The sequence below is a fragment of the Streptomyces sp. NPDC050988 genome, from assembly GCF_044456225.1.
Classification (GTDB): Bacteria; Actinomycetota; Actinomycetes; order Streptomycetales; family Streptomycetaceae; genus Streptomyces.
The window spans coordinates 36,249-53,784 of the sequence record NZ_JBITFQ010000015.1 but is presented as its reverse complement, the minus strand read 5'-3'; the positions used below and the strand labels follow the sequence as shown (position 1 = coordinate 53,784).

The following is a 17,536-nucleotide window of genomic DNA, read 5'->3' as shown; positions in this document are numbered from 1 at the left end:
GCGCAGTTCCCCGCGCCCCTAAAGACAAAAGCAGGGGCGCAGCCCCGCTTTTAGGGGCGCGGGGAACTGCGCGACCAGCCACAACGCACCCGCACCCGACATCCGAACAACCGCCTGTCGGCAACATGTCGGTGGTTTGTCGGTGGCGACTGACACCTTGGCGGCATGACGCGAATCGACAAGAACCCCAGCGGCGGAAACGCCGCCGTCTCCGTACGGGGGCTGGTCAAGCACTACGGCGAGACCAAGGCACTGGACGGCGTGGACCTGGACGTCCGCGAGGGCACCGTGATGGGTGTGCTCGGACCGAACGGCGCCGGCAAGACCACCCTCGTACGCATCCTGTCCACCCTCCTCTCCCCCGACTCCGGGCAGGCGAACGTCGCCGGCTACGACGTCGTACGGCAGCCGCGCCAGCTGCGCCGGGTGATCGGTCTCACCGGCCAGTACGCCTCCGTCGACGAGAAGCTCCCGGGCTGGGAGAACCTCTACATGATCGGCCGGCTCCTCGACCTGCCGCGCAAGGACGCCCGCGCCCGCGCCGACGAACTGCTGGAGCGCTTCTCGCTCACCGACGCCGCCAAGCGGCCGGCGAGCACGTACTCCGGAGGTATGCGGCGGCGGCTGGACCTGGCCGCGTCGATGATCGGGCAGCCCTCCGTCCTGTTCCTCGACGAGCCCACCACCGGTCTCGACCCGCGCACCCGCAACGAGGTGTGGACCGAGATCAAGCGGATGGTCGGCGACGGTGTCACCGTGCTGCTCACCACCCAGTACATGGAGGAGGCCGAGCAGCTCGCCTCCGAGCTGACCGTCGTGGACCACGGCAAGGTCATCGCGGGCGGCGCCATCGAGGAGCTGAAGGCGAAGGTCGGCGGCCGTACCCTGCGGGTCCGCCCGGTCGATCCGCTGCAGCTGCGGCCGCTGGCCGCCTCGCTCGACGAGTTGGGTATCACCGGGCTCGCCAGCAGCACCGTGGACGCCGAACGGGGTGCCGTCCTGGTCCCGATCCTCAGCGACGAGCAGCTGACCGCCGTGGTCGGCGCGGTCATCGCGCGCGGCATCACGCTCTCCTCCGTCACCACCGAACTGCCCAGCCTGGACGAGGTGTTCCTGTCCCTCACCGGTCACCGCGCCAGTGGCCCGCAGGACGCGACGCCCGCCCCCGATCTCGAGGAGGTCGCCGTATGAGCGCCACCACTCTTGCCCCGAGCGACCTTTCCGCCGCCGATGCCAAGGCCGACGGCCGGATCCCGCTGCGCGGCCATCTGCGCCACACCGGCGCCCTCGTCCGCCGCAACCTGCTGTGGATCCGGCAGGACCCGGAGTCGATGTTCGACGCCCTGCTGATGCCGGTCGTCTTCACCCTGCTGTTCGTCTACGTCTTCGGCGGCTCGATCGGGCAGGCCCTGGGCGGCGGGCAGGACGGGTACGTGCAGTACGTGATCCCCGGCATGATCGCGATGATGAGCATGACGCTGTCCCAGGGCGTCGGCACCGGCTTCAGCCAGGACTTCAACTCCGGTGTCATGGACCGCTTCCGGTCCCTGCCGATCGGGCGCGGCTCGGTGCTGTTCGCGAAGGTCTCGGTGGAACTGGTCCGCATGCTGTTCGCGACGACCGTGCTGATGATCGTCGCCGTCCTGGTCGGGTTCGACATCAACAGCTGGCCCGGTCTGTTCGCGGCCGTGGGCCTGGCCGCGGTGTTCGCCTCGTCGATCATGTGGGTGTTCCTCACCCTGGGCGTGATCCTGAAGAACGCGCAGTCCGTGCAGGCGATGGGATTCCTCGTGCTGTTCCCGCTGCAGTTCGGCTCGTCCATCTTCGCCCCGACGGCATCGATGCCCGGCTGGCTGCAGGCCTTCACCGACTACAACCCGCTGTCCACGCTCGCCGACGCGGCCCGCGGGCTGATGGTGGGCGGCCCGGTCGCGCACGACCTGTGGGTGACCCTCGGCTGGTCGGTGGCGATCACCGCCGTGATGGCGCCGGTCGCGATCCACAAGTTCCGTACCAAGAGCTGACGTTCACGCGCGTCCGGACCACGGCACATCCACGATCCGCGTCGTCAGGCCAGGGCGGCGGCCTCCGTAGGGGAGAGGCCGCCGCCCTCCGCGTACGCGGCCTCGTACGCCTCGTCGTCGAGGGCGGCGCGCACGGCCGTCTCGGCCTGCTCCCGGACATGACGTTCGATCGCGGACCGGATGTGGCCGGGCGGCAGCAGCCGGTCGGCGGCGCCGAGACAGCGGGCCGCGTCCCGGACCCGCTGTCCGCCGTCGACGCCGGACAGTGCCAGGGCGGCGGTGGCCAGATGCGCCGACGTCATGTTGGGCGAGATCATGTTGCTCAGCGGGTCCTGCGCCCGCCGCAGGGCACCCCGCGCCTTCGTCACCGCTTCGTCGTACAGCCCGTCCACGGCGTCCAGCCAGGCGTCCACCCCGAGCACGTACGAGTCGAAGACCACGAAGTGGACAGCGCCGAACTCCTCTCGCATGCGGTCCATCTGGGTGCGGGCCTCGGCGAGCCGGCCGGTGCGGCCGAGCCATGCCGCGAGGAAGAGCCGGGCCGCGGGCATCGCCTCGTTGCGCGCTCCGTGGCCCTGTTCCAGGACGTCCCGGAGAAGCCGCTCGCCCCGCTCGGACTCCCCCGAGTCGATGAGCACGCTGCCGAGACGGGTGGTGAGGATCGCCGTCTGGGCGCGGGCACCGAGACGGTCGGCGTAGGTGATGGCCGCCCGGTAGTCCGCCGCGGCGAGTTGGTACTCGCCCTTGCGCTCACGGGCCTCGCCCCGTGCGGAGAGCGCCTCGGCGGCGCCCCAGCCGTCCCCGATGCGGACGAAGATCTCCAGCGACTCGTCCGCGTCACGCCTCGCGTCACCGGCCCAGTCGGCGCGGTTGGCCAGGATGTTGGCGCGCATCTGCAGGGAGCCGGCCAGCTCCCACTCGTAGCCGAGCTCCCGGCAGGTGTCGACGCTCGCGTCGATGACCTCGCGCAGCCGGTCCATGTCGCCGGTCAGCATCACGGCGTAGAACCAGAGGAAGCCGGGGTTGCGGCAGACCTGCGGGTACCCCGGCTGGTAGGTCTCGGTGATGGCCAGCAGCTTCGCCTCGGCCTCCGAGGTCTGCCAGGTCTCCAACTCCAGGTCCATACAGGCGAGATGGAGGAGGTGGACACCGCGCCGGGCCTCGGCGAGGACCTCGCGGCGCATCGGTGGCGGAGCATCGGTGCACCGTTCGTAGAGCGGGACGGCGGGCTCGGCGGGCGGCGCGAACGGGTCGGGGCCGAGCGCCATGATCTCGCGGGTCCAGTTGCGTGCCGCCATCCGCAGGTCGCGGATCTGCCAGTACCAGGCGAGGGAGAGGACAAGGCAGAGCGCCTCCTGTTCGTCGCGTTCGGCGACGGCGTGCTGCAGTGCGGCGCGCGTGTTCTCGCCCTCGACCTGGAGCAGTTCGATGGCCGCGCGCTGACCGGGGCCGCGCAGCTTCGGGTCGGTGGTGCGGGCGAGTTCGCGGTAGTACGTGAGGTGGGCGCGCTCGGCGGCACGGCGCCCGCCGGACTCGTCGAGCCGCTGCCCGGCGTACTCGGCGACGGTCTCCAGGAGCCGGTAGCGCATCTCGCCCTCGGCGCCGTCCAGGGGCGAAGGGGCCGCGACGACAAGGGACTTGTCGACGAGCGAGCCGAGCAGTTCCAGCGCGGCGGGTCCGCAGACGGCCTCGGCGGCGGCGAGGTCGCAGCCGCCGGCGAAGACGGACAGCCGCCGCAGCACGTCCCGTTCGTCCTCGTCGAGGAGGTCCCAGGACCAGTCGACGACGGCACGGAGTGTCTGCTGGCGCGGCAGGACCGTACGGCTGCCCGAGGTGAGGAGGCGGAAGCGGTTGTCGAGGCGGTCGGCGATCTGCCGCGGGGTGAGCATCCGCAGTCGGGCGGCGGCGAGTTCGATGGCAAGGGGCAGTCCGTCGAGCCGCCGGCAGATCTCGGCGGCGGCTGCTGCGGTTTCGGCATCGGCGTCGACCCGGAAGCCGGGCCTGGCCGCGGCGCCCCGGTCGGCGAGCAGTTTCAGCGCGTAGGGCTCGGGCAGCGGTTCCACCGGCCGCAGCAACTCCCCCGGTACGCCGAGGGGTTCGCGGCTCGTGGCCAGTACGGTCAGTCCGGGGCAGCGCTCCAGGAGCTGTTCGACGAGGCGGGCCGCGGCGTCCACGACGTGTTCGCAGTTGTCGAGGACGATCAGCATGCGGCGCTTGGCGCAGTGTTCGGTGAGCCGGGTGAGGGGGTCGTCGTGCCGGTCGGTGACGGCCCGCATCTCCTCGGCGCCGGCGCCGCGCAGCACGGTCTCCCGCGCTCCGACCGCGGTGAGCACGGCCTCGGGCACGGCCTCCGGGTCGTCGACGGGGGCGAGTTCGGCCAGCCACACCCCGTCGGGCACGGACGCGGCGACGCTCTCGGCGGCCTCCTGGGAGAGCCGGGTCTTGCCGGCCCCGCCTGGCCCGAGCAGGGTGACGAGCCGGGCGGCCCCAAGGTCCCCGCGGATGGTCTCCAGGTCGGTGTGCCGGCCGACGAAGGAGGTGAGCCGGGCGCGGAGGTTGCCGAGGGGCGCGGGACGGTCGCGGGTGCCCGACGGGGGATGGGGCCCGGGCGTCTGCTCGTACGACTGCTGGTGCGACGTCGGCCGGTGTCCGTTCCTGCTCGTCTCCCCCCGCAGCAACTCCCCGTGCAGCGAACGCAGTTCGGGTCCAGGGTCGGTGCCGAGGCGGTCGGCGAGGAGTTGTCGTACGGATTCGTAGCCCGCCAGTGCCTCCGCGGTGCGGCCCGCGTCGCGCAGGGCTCGCAGACGCAGGAGCTGGAGGGGCTCGTCCAGGGGGTGGGCGTCGCAGAGGGCGGTGAGGTCGGGGAGGTACTGCTCGGCCTGGCCCAGGGCGAGGGCCGCGGTGAGGCGGGCTCGGTGGGCATCGAGGCGGCGGGCCTCCCAGCGGGACGACTCGGCGATGCGGTCGGGGAGGTCGGCGAGGGCGGGGCCGCGCCAGAGCGCCAGGGCGTCGTCGAGGACGACGGCCGCCTTGCCGGGGTCGCCGTCGGCGAGCGCGCGGGTGCCCTCGCCGACGAGCCGCTCGAAGCGGTGCAGGTCGATGTCGTCGGCCGCCGCGCGCAGGCGGTAGCCGCCCTCCGCGGAGCCGATCGCGTCCGCGCCGAGCGCCCTGCGCAGCCGCCCCACCAGGGCCTGCAGCGCGCCCGTGGCGTCGGCGGGCGGGTCGGCGCCCCACACCTCGTCGACCAGCAGGGCCGCGGGCACGGTCCGCCCCGGCCTCAGGGCGAGCACGGTCAGCAGAGCGCGCAGCCGTGCCCCGCCGACCGGGACGAGCGTGCCGTCGGTGCGGAGTGCCTGGGTGGTGCCGAGGATGCGGTAGCGCACGGGGTCCATTGTCCCTGTTGGCGCTACGGACCCGCCCCGGGTTTTAGACCCGCATGAACTGGGAGGAGTCGAGGACGAGGGTCTGGTCGGCGACGGGGATCTCGATCTCTTTGCCGAACGGTCCGGACTGGGTGCACTGGTACGCGCCGTTCTCCGGCTGGGTCAGCAGCGTCCAGCTGGCCGCGAGGACATCGACGATGAGATACACCGGGATGCCGCGCAGCGCGTAGTGCTCCGGCTTGGTGTTGTAGTCACGGCCCGCGCTCTCGGGGGACACGACCTCGACCACGAAAGGCAGGAGATCCTCGGGAAACTTGCTCTTGCTCGCGTCGAACTTGTCCTCAGGCAAAGCCGAGGCATCCGGTTCCGGCTGGTATCCCTCACGAGGTGGCAGGACACTGAACTCCCCCACGGGAACCCATCCAGGCAGGCCGGTCTCAATCTGAGCGAGGATGCGGCGCTGCGTAGTGAGATGAGCCTGCGTGACAGGTACCACGGTGAGTCCGTTCCGTGTCAGGCGGAGCCGCATCCTCCTGGGCAGCTGGATAGCCTCAAGGGCGTCCGCCACCCAGTCTTCGGCGATCGTCACGGCACCTCCTCAGTCGAGTCGCTTACAGCCTACCGACTATCAGGAACCCACACCGGTCCGCAGGACGTTCCCCCCACACCACCGATACGGTCGACCCGCACACCTCGGACCACCCCAGGGAGCCCTCCCCATGACCACCGCCACCACCCGCCACAGCGACCGGCGGATCAGCCCCGTCTTCCTCGGGATCGTGGCCGTCACCGCGGTGACCGGATGGGCCACCTGGACGGGCTTCGCCGAGCAGCCCGGTGTGGCCGTCTTCCTGTTCGTGACGGCCGCCTGGATCGTCTCACTCTGTCTGCACGAGTACGCGCACGCGCGCACGGCCCTGCACAGCGGCGACATCTCGATCGGCGCGAAAGGGTATTTGACCCTCAATCCACTCAAATACACCCACGCGCTGCTGAGCATCGTGCTCCCCGTCATCTTCGTGATGATGGGCGGTATCGGTCTGCCGGGCGGCGCGGTCTGGATCGAGCGGAACCGGATCCAGGGCCGCTGGAAGCACAGCCTGATCTCGGCGGCGGGCCCGCTGACGAACGTGCTCTTCGCGGTGGTCTGCACGGCCCCGTTCTGGCTGGACGCGCTGGACGGCGTACCGGCGGACTTCCAGTTCGCGCTCGCGTTCCTCGCACTGCTCCAGGTCACGGCCGCGCTGCTGAACTTCCTGCCGGTGCCGGGCCTGGACGGCTACGGCATGATCGAGCCCTGGCTGTCGTACAAGATCCGCCGCCAGGTGGAGCCCCTCGCGCCCTTCGGGCTGCTGCTCGTGATCGCCATCCTGTGGATCCCGGCGGTGAACGGCGTGTTCTTCGACGTGATCGATTCGCTCCTGCGCAGCCTGGACATCGACGAGTTCCGGACGTACTGCGGGCAGAACCTCTACCGCTTCTGGACGGACACCAACCAGCTCTGCTCGGTCAACCAGTGACGGACTGCGCCTGACGGCGCGCCCGGTCCCGGCGCAGGTAGTACCAGGTCATGTTGGACGAAAGGCCCGCGAGCAGCACCCACACGATCCCCAGCCAGCTGCCCTGGACGAAGGAGACGACGGCCGCGGCGGTTGCCAGCAGGCAGACGACGAGGGCGTAGAGGGCGAGTCGGGACATGGGGTGCGGCTCCTGTCGGGTCCTGTCGTTGCTGCCGTGGCCGGCGGTCCCGCTGGGGGACACTGCTGCCTCCAGTGTCCCCCACGTCCGGAACCCGCCGTACGCCCCGCCGTACGCCCGCCGTACGCCTACACGTCGGTCACACGCAGACCCGCGTGGGCCTTGTAGCGGCGGTTCACCGAGATCAGGTTCGCGACCAGCGCCTCGACCTGGTGGGCGTTGCGCAGCCGCCCGGAGAAGACCCCGCGCATGCCGGGGATGCGGCCGGCCAGCGCCTGGATGATCTCGACGTCCGCGCGCTCCTCGCCGAGGACCATGACGTCGGTGTCGATCTCCTCGATCTCCGGGTCCTGGAGGAGAACCGCGGAGAGGTGGTGGAAGGCGGCGGTGACCCGCGAGTCCGGCAGCAGGGCGGCGGCCTGCTCGGCCGCGCTGCCCTCCTCGGGCTTCAGCGCGTACGCGCCCTTCTTGTCGAAGCCGAGCGGGTTGACGCAGTCGACGACGAGCTTGCCGGCCAGCTCCTCGCGCAGGGACTCCAGCGTCTTGCCGTGTCCGTCCCACGGCACGGCGACGATCACGATGTCGCTGCGGCGGGCGGTCTCGGCGTTGTCGGCGCCCTCGACGCCGTGACCGAGTTCGTCGGCGGCGGCCTGCGCGCGCTCCGCGGCCCGCGATCCGATGATCACCTTCTGGCCGGCCCGCGCCAGCCGGTAGGCGAGGCCCTTGCCCTGCGGACCGGTGCCGCCGAGGACGCCGACGACGAGCCCGGACACGTCGGGAAGGTCCCAGGGGTCCTTCGCGGGCGCCTTCTGTGCACTGTCAGTAGAGGTCATGGGCCGACTTTACGTGCGCGGTTCGCGTCCGCGGCGGTCAGGTGAGCGCCGTCACGGGCACCCTGCGGAAGACGATGGTCTCGTACGCTCCGAAGTCGCCCGTCTCGTAGAGGAGTCCGACGGTGTCCTCGTCGACGCGGACGAGATCGGAGTACCCGGCGGGCAGCCCGTCCACGGTGTGCGCGGGCCGCCAGGTGACGCCGTCGTCGGTGCTGGCGCGGATCGTCATCAGGGCGCGGAAGCCTGGGTCGGCGGGGCCGGAGTACAGCAGGACGTCCGGGTCGCGGAGCTGGAGCACGCTGCCCTCGACGACCGGGCCGGTGAGGCCTGCCTGCGGGCGGAAGGGCTTGACCAGGGTCTGGCCGCCGTCCCGCGAGTAGGCGTCGGCGCGGGTGCCGGGCGCGGTGGAGTCGGTGCGGGTGTTGAAGTAGACGCGGCCGTCCGGGAGTTCGGTGGCCGTGGTCTCGTTCACGTTGATGTAGTTGTCGGTGTTGTCGTCGACGTACCCGATGCGCCAGGTCCCGCCGTCGTCGTCGCTCAGCAGACAGTGCCCGCCGTTGTACTTGCCCTCGGTGCCGGTGTCCTTGCCGGCCGGCGGGAGGGAGTGGTTGGCGGGGACGACGACCCGGCCGGTGCTCAACTGGACTGCGTGGCCCGGGGCGGTGGCGTACCACCGCCAGGTGTCCTTCTTCGTCTGCTTCGTGATCTCCTTCGGGCTCGACCAGGTGAGCCCTTCGTCGTCGCTGTGCTGGACCCAGACGCGGCGTCCGTCGGCGGCGCTCACCTTGCCGCGGCGGATGCTGTCCTCGGTGGCGAGGGCGGCGTTGCGGAGGTGCACGAGCAGGACGCGGCCGGTATCGAGGACGACGGGGGCCGGGTTCCCGGAGAGCGCGTCGCCGTTCTTGGCGGCGACCTGGAGCGGGCCCCAGGTCAGACCGCCGTCAGTGGAGCGCTTCAGCACGATGTCGATGTTCCCGAAGTCGTCGCGGGAGCCGACCCGGCCCTCGCAGAAGGCCAGCAGAGTGCCGCTGCCGGTACCCCGGCCGGTGGCGACGACGGCCGGGATCCGGAAGCTCGCGTAGCCCTCCTGTCCCGCCCGGAACGGCACGGATGTCTCAGTACTGGCCATGGAACCCTCCCTTACCGACTCGGACGGACACTCTGCCCACCCCGGGCGAATTCATGGTGAACTCCACCTGACGAGTGGCCGGTTGCGGCAGGATGCGTGCGCATGGATGCCGTACGGGTCGCCCTGTTGCGCGAAGTGCTCGCCGGGACCGAGTGGCCGGGTGCCACGCGGCGGTTCGCGGGAGCGCTGCGGTCCTCCGTGCTGCCGCACGGGGGCGGACTGCTGCTGGTGGGGACGGCGGAGTACGAGCCGTGGCACCTGGCCGCGCATCTGGTCGACGAGGCGGCCTGGTCGGGCACGCCGGAACTGACACCGACGCTCGTACGGCACGGGGCGCGGCCCGGCGACCCGGCCCAACTGGCCGTCGGACTCGGCCGGATCGAGGCGGCCCGGCGGGGCGAGACGCTCCTCGTGGTGGCGCCGGACGCGCCCGGGGCCCCGCTCCTGGAACGGGTCCACGACGCGCGCCGGGCCGGGGCGACGGTCCTCGCCCTGGACCGCGGCGACCGCGACCTTCACGCGATGGCGCACGAGGCGCTCGCGGTGCCGTCGGAGCCGGACCTCGACCTGGACACCGTGCAGCATCTGGTGAGCGCGGCGGCCGGGGAGAACTCGCTGCCCTCACCGCGGAGCCGACGGCGGCTGCGGGACCGGCTGTCGCGACTGGCGGACCAGCTGACGTCTCCACCGCCGGCACGCTGGTGACATACGCGCCGGTGTCGCGCCTCTGGCCTACGACCGGTGCCGAGCCGCTGATGTACGCGCCGGTGCAGCCGTGCGGGTGACCTGCTCGCCGATGGCCTGAACGTCCTCCGCGGCCGGAAAAGCGGTTGTCCTCGTCGGGGGCCGAGCCGGACCATGGCACCTCGTGACGGAACCCGATCGCGACGCCCCCGAATCCGCCCGCGGACGGGCCCCCTCGCGCCTGCGCGCGCTACTGCCCGATCTCGCGCCGTGGCGGACCTCCGCCGACTTCCGGCGGCTGTGGGTGGCCGGGCTCGTCACCAACTTCGGCAGCTTCCTGACCTTCGTCGCGCTGCCGGTGCAGATGAAGGAACTGACCGGTTCCGTGGTGGCGGTCGGCGCGATCGGCGCGGTGGAACTCGTCCCGCTGATCGTGTTCGGGCTGTACGGCGGGGCGCTCGCCGATGCCCTGGACAAGCGGAAGCTGATCCTCTGGACAGAGGTGGGGCAGGGGCTGCTGAGCGGCGTGCTGCTGGTCAACGCGCTGCTGCCGGATCCCCTGGTGTGGCCGTTGTACGCCGTCGCCGCGCTCTCCTCCTCGCTGGTCGCCGTCCAGCGGCCCGCCCTGGACGCGCTCACGCCGCGCATCGTGCGACACGAGCACCTGCCGGCGGCGGCCGCGCTCAACTCCTTGCGGTGGACGGTCGGCGGCGTCGCGGGGCCGGCGGTCGCGGGGCTCGTCGTGGCGTACGCCGGGCTCGGCTGGGCCTATGCCGCGGACCTGGCGACCTTCGTGGTGTCGGTCGTTCTCGCGGTGGGCCTCGCGGCCTCTCCCGCCGCCCACGAGGCCGCGAAGCCGTCACTGCGGTCGATCCTGGAGGGGGCCCAGTACGCCTGGAGCCGCAAGGAACTGCTGGGGACGTACGCGATCGACCTGGCCGCCATGTTCTTCGCGTTCCCGCTGGCCGTGCTGCCCTTCCTCGCGGACGAACTGGACGCGGAGTGGTCGCTGGGCCTGATGTACGCGGCCCTGCCCGCCGGGTCTCTGCTGGTGAGCCTGACGAGCGGGTGGACGTCCCGGGTGCACCGGCACGGGCGGATGGTCGTGCTGGCGGCGGCGTTCTGGGGGCTCGCGATGGTGGCCGCGGGGGTCGTTCACGATGTGTGGCTGGTCCTGCTGTTCCTCGCGCTGGGCGGCTGTTTCGACATGGTCAGCGGGATCTTCCGCGCGGCGATGTGGAACCAGACGATCCCGGACGAGCTGCGGGGGCGGCTGGCGGGGATCGAGCTGCTGTCCTACTCGGTGGGACCCCAGCTGGGCCAGGTACGGGCCGGCGGGATGGCCGCGTGGATGGGTGTGCGGGGGTCCGTGTGGGCCGGGGGTGTGCTGTGCGTGGCCGCGGTGGGGGCGCTGGCGTTGTGCCTCCCGAAGCTGATGACGTATGACGTGCGGACGAACGAGCATGCGGTGCGGTTGAAGGAGGCGAGGGGGAAGGTTGCGGCCGGTTCCTAGGCTGCGGGCCGGTGGGGGCTGGTCGCGCCCACGCGGCGGAGCCGCAAATCGACACAGCCCCGCGCCCCTAAAAGCGGGGCTGCGCCCCTGGCTTTTGTCTTTTAGGGGCGCGGGGAACTGCGCGATCAGCCACGACGAACCCGCAGGTTCATGACCACCCCACCGGCGGAGCCGTCAGTCGTCTTCCGGGCCCCGCGCAGCGGAATCGTGCCAGCGAGGGTCGTTCTCCCATTCAAGGTTCCGCTCTCGAGCGATCTCCATCGCCTGCTCCGCCTCACCGCGAGACGCGTACGGACCGAACCGGTCCTTGCCCGGACAGTCGGGGCCCTCTTCGACCTTCTTGTGCTCCAGGCAGTAGTACCACTCGCCCGGCTTCCCGACGGTCCGCTTCTTGAACAGGGCCATGGCTGGGGCTCCTTTCGCCAGGGACATCGTCCCCCACCACCCGCTGGTTAGACTCGCTGGCATGTCTGGCCAGTCGCTGCTCGTACCAGGGGAGCTTTCTCCCACCCGTCCCGTGCCGGGAAACATCAGGCGTCCCGAGTACGTGGGCAAGCCCGCCCCCACGCCGTACACCGGAGGGGAGGTCCAGACCCCGGAGACGGTCGAGGCGATGCGTGTCGCGGGGCGGATCGCCGCCCGGGCGATGGCCGAGGCCGCGAAGCTGATCGCGCCCGGCGTCACCACGGACGAGCTGGACCGGGTCGCCCACGACTACATGTGCGACCACGGCGCCTACCCGTCCACGCTCGGCTACCGCGGCTTTCCGAAGTCGCTGTGCACCTCCGTGAACGAGGTCATCTGTCACGGCATCCCGGACTCCACGGTCCTGCGGGACGGCGACATCATCAACCTCGACGTGACCGCGTACATCGGCGGCGTGCACGGCGACAACAACGCCACGTACCTCGTCGGTGACGTGGACGAGGAGTCGCGGCTGCTCGTCGAGCGGACCCGTGAGTCCCTCGACCGTGCCATCAAGGCCGTCAAGCCCGGTCGGCAGATCAACATCATCGGCCGGGTCATCGAGTCGTACGCGAAGCGCTTCGGGTACGGGGTCGTGCGGGACTTCACCGGGCACGGCATCAACTCGTCGTTCCACTCGGGGCTGATCATCCCGCACTACGACAGCCCGCACGCGACGACCCTGATCCAGCCGGGGATGACGTTCACGATCGAGCCGATGCTGACGCTGGGCACGCACGAGTACGACATGTGGGACGACGGGTGGACCGTCGTGACGAAGGACCGGAGGCGCACCGCTCAGTTCGAGCACACCCTGGTCGTCACGGACAGTGGGGCCGAGGTGCTGACCCTGCCGTAACCGCCCTTTTCCGACCAAGTTCCGCATCAAGCCGCCCTCTCGAACAGAGGGGCGGCTTTTTTATGTGGATCGGGTGCGGATCCGGGGTACGGTTTTACCGACAGGGCGTCGGGAAACCTGTTGACTTAGGTAAGCCTAACCATACAAGATGAGCCCGGCTCTCGTCCCCCCTTCGGCCCCGGAGGTCTTCATGAACTCGTCGAGCACACCGTTCTCGACGCTCATCCGCACCGCGTCGCACGAGCAGCACGGGCAGGCGCACGACTCGACGTTCATGAGCGAGTTGCTGGGCGGCAGGCTCGGCGTGGACGCGTACACGCGGTACACCGAGCAGCTGTGGTTCGTCTACCGGGCACTGGAGGAAGGCGGGCGCGAGCTGGTCGGCGATCCCGTGGCGGGGCCGTTCCTGCGCCCCGAGCTGGTGCGGGTGGCCGCGCTGGAGCGGGACCTCGCGCATCTGCGGGGCCCGGACTGGCGCGAGAGCGTCACGGCACTGCCCGCGACCGAGGAGTACACGGCGCGGATCACCGAGTGCGCGCGTACGTGGCCCGGTGGGTACGTGGCGCATCACTACACCCGTTACCTCGGCGACCTCTCCGGTGGCCAGGTCCTGCGCAGCAAGGCGGAGCAGACGTGGGGCTTCGCGCGCAAGGGGGACGGGGTGCGGTTCTATGTGTTCGAGGACATCGGCAACCCTGCCGCGTTCAAGCGGGGGTATCGCGAACTGCTCGATGGTGTGCTTGCGGATGATCTGGAGAAGCAGCGGATCATCGCTGAGTGCAAGCGGGCGTTCGCGCTCAATATCGCGGTCTTTGTTGCTTTGGGGGAAGAGTTCCGCATCAGTGCGTGAGCGCTCCGCTGGGTGCGTTGATTGTTGGGTGCGGGTGCGTGGGGGCTGGTCGCGCAGTTCCCCGCGCCCCTAAAAGCGAAAAGCAATAGGGGCGCGGGGCTGCCCACAAGCCTCTGGGCTGCTCAGCGCTCCAGGAACACTCTGCCGCCCAGCTCCACCCAACCCTCCGGCTGGGGGGCTGTGAGGAGTTGTGAACCCGTGCCCTGGACGATGTTCAGGGCACGGCCCAGTTGGGCTGTCAGTTGGAGGGCCGCGGAGCCTGTGGCCTCGTCCTCGTTTATGCCGTCGCCGCGACCGGGGAAGCCACGGGCGCGGATGCGGCCAGCCGCCTCGTCCTCCCAGGCCCAGGCGTAGACCCACTCGCCGGGCGGGGGCACTTCGAGGGCGTCGACCTCGGCCGCCGTGTCGTACCGGCGGAGTGTGCGCGGCTCCGGCCACTCGGGGCGGGCCTCGATCCAGCTGAACTCGCCGTCCAGGCGGGTGCCCACCACGCCCGCGGGCGTGACGAGTTCGGGTACATCCAGCAGCCAGGCCGCGCCGACACAGGGGTATCCGGCGAAGGGCAGCCGCACACTGGGTGTGTAGATGTCGATGACCCCGCGCTCGGGGTCGTCCACGAACACCGTCTCGCTGAACCCGAGTTTGGCCGCGAACGCCTGCCGTTCGTCCCGCTCCGGCAGTACGGAACCGTCCCGCACGACCCCGAGTTCGTTGCCGTACTCACCGCGCGGTCCGCAGAAGACCCGCAGCACGTCGTAATCAGTCACGCGGGCATTCAAGCACTACAGGAGTGGTGTGTACGCATCCGGCCGCCGCCCCCCGATGGCAGGGGCGGCGGCCGGATGCCGTCGGTTCGGTCAGGCCTCGGTCAGGCCTGGGTGGCGTCCGTCGCGCGGCGGCGGCGTACCGCGAACACCACGCCCGCGCCCGCCGCGACCGTCGCCGCGGCCGCCGCGCCCAGGGCGCCGACCGGGACGTCGGAGCCGGTGGAGGCGAGGCCGCCCGTCACGCCGCCGGTGGTGGAGCCGGTCGTGCCCGCGCCGCCGGTGGTGCCGCCGGTCGTGCCTCCCGTGGTGCCGCCCGTTCCGCCGTTGGACGACGTCGGGTCGGGGTCCGGGAGTTCGGCGTCGTCGGACAGGGCCACGGAGAGGTCTACCGGGTCGAGTTCGGCGCCGGTCTGGTAGAAGCCGCCGAAGGCCTCGGCGCCCGCCTTGGTGAGGGTGGCGGTGACGTCGTCGAGGGTGATGACGTCGTTCTTGGCCGTCAGGTCGGCCGACTTGGGCTTGAGCTCGGCGAGGGTCACGTCGGCGGACGTCTTGCCGAGGCTCTCGACGTCGGCGGTCAGCTTGCCGGAGCCGCCGTCGACCTCCGCCTTGAGGTCGCTGAGGGTGAGGTCGAGGCCGTAAGTGCCGTTCGTCTCATGGCCCTTGAAGTTGACCGAGCCCTTGAAGGAGGCCTTGAGCGTGTCGGCGTCCGTGTCGTAGGTGCCGGTGGCGTCGGGGAAGGTGAAGATCCCGTTGCCGGACGCCTGCGCGGCACCGCCGGAGACCGTGATCTTGCCCTTCGCTACGCCGTCCACCACGTACGTACGGAAGGACTGCTTGACGCCCCAGCCGAGGGTGCCGTCGGTGATGTCGCCCTTGGTGGCGGCCTCGGTGGGCGAGGGCGTCGGGCTCGTGGTCCCCGACGGGGTGGTGGACGGGGTGCCCGAGGGGGTGGTGGACGGCGTCGTGGACGGGGTGGGCGAGGGGGTCGTGGAGCCCGAGGGCGTCGGGGTCGGCGACTCGGTCTTCTTCTCCACCACCGTCAGGGGGTCGCCGGCCGCGCCCGTGTAGCTGGCGCTACCGAAGACGTCACCCGCCTCCTTCGTCAGCTTGGTCGCCATGTCCGTCATCGTGCGAGTGACGGTCACCTCGGCGAGCGGCACGTCCTGCTGGGTCGTGCCGCTCTTCGTCACGTCGGCGGTGAGTCTCGCGGCCTTGCTGTCGAACTTCACGTCGGACAGGGCGAGTTCGAAGCCGTGCAGCTTGGAGACGATCTTCAGGCCGCCCTGGAAGCCGAGCGCCACGGTGTGGGCCTCGGAGTCGTAGGTCCCGGTGCCGTTGACGAAGGTGAACGCACCGTTGTCCTTGGCCTGTGTGGCGCCGCCCTCGGGAGTGAAGCTGCCGGCCGCCATCCCGGTCACGTACGTGCGGTACGACTGCTTGATGCCCCAGGTCAACTCGTAGCCCTTGAGCGGTACTTCGGCGGCGGAAGCGGACGTCGCGGCGAGCGCGGTGGCGCCGAAAGTGACGGCGGTCGCGCAGGCTGCGGCGAGGGCGACACGCCCTCGGGTTATGGGGCGGCGACGGTTGGCGGCCATGGTCGTGGGTTCTCCTCGGTTCAGTGTGTGGGCGTCCGCTCAACCTGCGGACGGCGCTGGGAAGTTCAGTTCGCTTCGGGGGCGTCTGCGGTTGGTTGCGCGCGACGCCTGCGGATGATCACGAAGGCCGCGGCCACCGCGATCAGGGAAGCGGCCGCGAGGCCGATGGGCAGGACGGGTACGTCCGAATCGCTCGCGGTGGCCTCGGTCTTGGGCTCGGCCGTCTTCTGCTCGGCCGCCGCGGCTTCCGGGGTGGCCGACTCCGCGCTGCCCAGGTCGGGCAGGGCGGGCAGTTCGGCGCTGTCGGTCAGGGCGACGGCGAGGGAGACCGGGTCCATCTCCGTGCCCGCCTTGTACATCCCGCCGAAGGCCTTGGCGCCGTCGGCGGTGAGCTTCGTGGGTGCCTCGGTCACCTGGGCGAGGCCGTCCTTGGGCTTGAAGTCCTTGGCCGTGAAGGTGACCAGGGGGACCTTCTTGGTCGTGCCGTCCGTCTTGGCCGTACCGCCCGTCTTGGCCGTACCGCCCGTGCCGCCCCCGCTGGTGACGTCCGCGTAGAGCGTGCCCTTTCCGCCGTCCGTGACCTTGGCACGGAGTGCGCCGAGCGTGAGGTCGAGGCCCTGCTCGCCGGTGAAGCGGACGGCTCCGGTGAAGGTCGCGTCGAGCGTCTGCTTCTTCTCGTCGTACGTGCCGGAGCCCTTGGGGAAGCGGAAGAGCGCCCCGCCGTCCTCGGCGCCGTCGGTGAGCTTCCACTCGCCCTTGGCAATGGACCCGGTGACGTACTCGCGGAAGGTCCGGCGCACGCCCCAGTCGACGGCGCCGTTCTCGATCCGGCCCGAAGTCTCCTTCTTCGCCTTGGACTTGGACGGGGAGGGGGACGGCGTGCGCGACGGCTCGGCGGCGGCCGCGGCCTTGACGTCCGCCGAGAGGCTGACCGGGTCGAGGGCGGTGCCGGCCGTGTAGTACCCGGCGAAGGACTTGGCGCCCTGGGCGGTCAGGGTGGCGGGCAGGTTGTTCAACTGGACCGCGTTGCCGCCGCCCTTCATGTTGATGCCGCCCAGGGAGAGGGAGGCGAAGGGCACCTGCGAGGACGTCGTGACCGTCCCGGTGTCCTTCGCCTTGCTGACGATGTCGACGTACAGGGTGCCGCCGTTGCCGGCGAGGCGGACGGTGGGGCGGCTGATCGTGAGGTCGAGCTGGTAGGAGCCGTCGTCCTTCTTGTGCCCGAGGAAGTGGACACCGCCGGAGAAGCCCGCGTTGAAGGCGCCCGACGCTCCGTCGTACGTCCCGGTCGCCGAGTGGAAGCGGAACTGGCTGCCGCCGACCGTGGCGGCGCCGCCCGTGAGGGAGAAACTGCCGTTCGCTATCGGGCCGGTGACGTAGCTCTGGAACGAGGATTTGATGCCCCAGTCCAGGCGGCCGCCCTGCACGGTTCGGCTGGCCGCCTGGGCTTGACCGGCCGGGAGCAGTGCCACGAGTACTGCTGCGCAGAGCAGGGTCACGTAGGTGCGTAGGGGCGGGCGCGAGGGCATTCGGGTCCTCCGGGGCGCGGGATCTGGCCAGATCCGGGGCGGTTCTGGCGAGAAAGGTAAGGCTAACCTAAGCTATGTCTTCCGGTGCGGGAAGCACCGGATGAGACAGAAGAGGGGGGTGCGGGTCTGTTGTCGGCTGCCCGTTGGTGGGGGCTGGTCGCGCAGTTCCCCGCGCCCCTATCGGGGCGCAGCCCCTCCGAAGGGTGC

The 17,536-nt window shown here is 70.9% G+C and carries 16 protein-coding genes; 7 read left to right on the top strand and 9 right to left on the bottom strand.

The window, feature by feature from the left end:
* Positions 1-165 precede the first annotated feature (165 nt).
* The gene (locus ACIBEI_RS28585; RefSeq protein WP_398893117.1) at positions 166-1,191 is read left to right on the top strand and encodes an ATP-binding cassette domain-containing protein; all 1,026 of its coding nucleotides are present in this window, start codon (positions 166-168) and stop codon (positions 1,189-1,191) included.
* Positions 1,188-2,024 (top strand): ABC transporter permease, encoded by an 837-nt coding sequence (locus ACIBEI_RS28580; RefSeq protein WP_398893116.1) that lies wholly within the window; start codon positions 1,188-1,190, stop codon positions 2,022-2,024. The genes ACIBEI_RS28585 and ACIBEI_RS28580 overlap by 4 nt, the downstream gene beginning before the upstream one ends.
* A 44-nt stretch (positions 2,025-2,068) precedes the next feature.
* On the opposite strand, the gene ACIBEI_RS28575 is transcribed toward ACIBEI_RS28580, so the two are convergent.
* On the bottom strand, positions 2,069-5,416 hold the full coding sequence (locus ACIBEI_RS28575; protein ID WP_398893115.1) for an AfsR/SARP family transcriptional regulator: 3,348 nt from the start codon (positions 5,414-5,416) through the stop codon (positions 2,069-2,071).
* A gap of 34 nt (positions 5,417-5,450) precedes the next feature.
* Positions 5,451-5,996, bottom strand: a complete 546-nt coding sequence (locus tag ACIBEI_RS28570; RefSeq protein WP_398893114.1) for a Uma2 family endonuclease — start codon at positions 5,994-5,996, stop codon at positions 5,451-5,453.
* A gap of 130 nt (positions 5,997-6,126) precedes the next feature.
* Between ACIBEI_RS28570 and ACIBEI_RS28565 the strand changes: the two genes are divergently transcribed.
* Positions 6,127-6,927 carry a site-2 protease family protein gene (locus ACIBEI_RS28565; RefSeq protein WP_398893113.1) on the top strand — a complete coding sequence of 267 codons (801 nt, stop codon included), beginning with the start codon at positions 6,127-6,129 and terminating at the stop codon, positions 6,925-6,927.
* Here ACIBEI_RS28565 and ACIBEI_RS28560 read toward each other — a convergent pair.
* The 3 genes from ACIBEI_RS28560 to ACIBEI_RS28550 all read right to left on the bottom strand — a co-directional run bounded on the left by ACIBEI_RS28560 (position 6,917) and on the right by ACIBEI_RS28550 (position 9,067).
* Positions 6,917-7,105, bottom strand: coding sequence for a hypothetical protein (locus tag ACIBEI_RS28560; RefSeq protein ID WP_189838244.1), 189 nt, complete (start codon positions 7,103-7,105; stop codon positions 6,917-6,919). The genes ACIBEI_RS28565 and ACIBEI_RS28560 overlap by 11 nt on opposite strands.
* Before the next feature lie 128 nt (positions 7,106-7,233).
* Complete coding sequence (gene npdG, locus ACIBEI_RS28555; RefSeq protein WP_398893112.1) at positions 7,234-7,938, bottom strand: NADPH-dependent F420 reductase; 705 nt, start codon at positions 7,936-7,938, stop codon at positions 7,234-7,236.
* 37 nt (positions 7,939-7,975) lie between these two features.
* Positions 7,976-9,067 carry an exo-alpha-sialidase gene (locus ACIBEI_RS28550; RefSeq protein ID WP_398893110.1) on the bottom strand — a complete coding sequence of 364 codons (1,092 nt, stop codon included), beginning with the start codon at positions 9,065-9,067 and terminating at the stop codon, positions 7,976-7,978.
* Positions 9,068-9,169: 102 nt separating this feature from the next.
* Between ACIBEI_RS28550 and ACIBEI_RS28545 the strand changes: the two genes are divergently transcribed.
* Both ACIBEI_RS28545 and ACIBEI_RS28540 read left to right on the top strand, forming a co-directional pair.
* Positions 9,170-9,772, top strand: a complete 603-nt coding sequence (locus tag ACIBEI_RS28545) for a hypothetical protein (RefSeq protein ID WP_398893109.1) — start codon at positions 9,170-9,172, stop codon at positions 9,770-9,772.
* A gap of 163 nt (positions 9,773-9,935) precedes the next feature.
* The gene (locus tag ACIBEI_RS28540) at positions 9,936-11,264 is read left to right on the top strand and encodes an MFS transporter (RefSeq protein WP_398893108.1); all 1,329 of its coding nucleotides are present in this window, start codon (positions 9,936-9,938) and stop codon (positions 11,262-11,264) included.
* A 174-nt stretch (positions 11,265-11,438) separates the two neighbouring features.
* Here ACIBEI_RS28540 and ACIBEI_RS28535 read toward each other — a convergent pair whose 3' ends face one another.
* A complete protein-coding gene (locus ACIBEI_RS28535; RefSeq protein ID WP_398893107.1) occupies positions 11,439-11,669 on the bottom strand; it encodes a hypothetical protein in 231 nt (76 codons plus the stop codon).
* Between the two features lie 61 nt (positions 11,670-11,730).
* Here ACIBEI_RS28535 and map point away from each other — a divergent pair, with 61 nt between their 5' ends.
* Positions 11,731-12,588 (top strand): type I methionyl aminopeptidase, encoded by an 858-nt coding sequence (gene map / locus ACIBEI_RS28530; protein ID WP_055612264.1) that lies wholly within the window; start codon positions 11,731-11,733, stop codon positions 12,586-12,588.
* A 190-nt stretch (positions 12,589-12,778) separates the two neighbouring features.
* The gene (locus ACIBEI_RS28525; protein ID WP_398893106.1) at positions 12,779-13,438 is read left to right on the top strand and encodes a heme oxygenase (biliverdin-producing); all 660 of its coding nucleotides are present in this window, start codon (positions 12,779-12,781) and stop codon (positions 13,436-13,438) included.
* Between the two features lie 122 nt (positions 13,439-13,560).
* On the opposite strand, the gene ACIBEI_RS28520 is transcribed toward ACIBEI_RS28525, so the two are convergent.
* The 3 genes from ACIBEI_RS28520 to ACIBEI_RS28510 all read right to left on the bottom strand — a co-directional run bounded on the left by ACIBEI_RS28520 (position 13,561) and on the right by ACIBEI_RS28510 (position 17,329).
* A complete protein-coding gene (locus ACIBEI_RS28520) occupies positions 13,561-14,205 on the bottom strand; it encodes a PhzF family phenazine biosynthesis protein (protein ID WP_398893105.1) in 645 nt (214 codons plus the stop codon).
* Between the two features lie 101 nt (positions 14,206-14,306).
* Positions 14,307-15,800: an HtaA domain-containing protein gene (locus tag ACIBEI_RS28515; protein WP_398893104.1), complete on the bottom strand. Its 1,494-nt coding sequence runs from the start codon at positions 15,798-15,800 to the stop codon at positions 14,307-14,309.
* Between the two features lie 65 nt (positions 15,801-15,865).
* Positions 15,866-17,329 carry an HtaA domain-containing protein gene (locus ACIBEI_RS28510; protein ID WP_398893103.1) on the bottom strand — a complete coding sequence of 488 codons (1,464 nt, stop codon included), beginning with the start codon at positions 17,327-17,329 and terminating at the stop codon, positions 15,866-15,868.
* Positions 17,330-17,536: the final 207 nt, after the last annotated feature.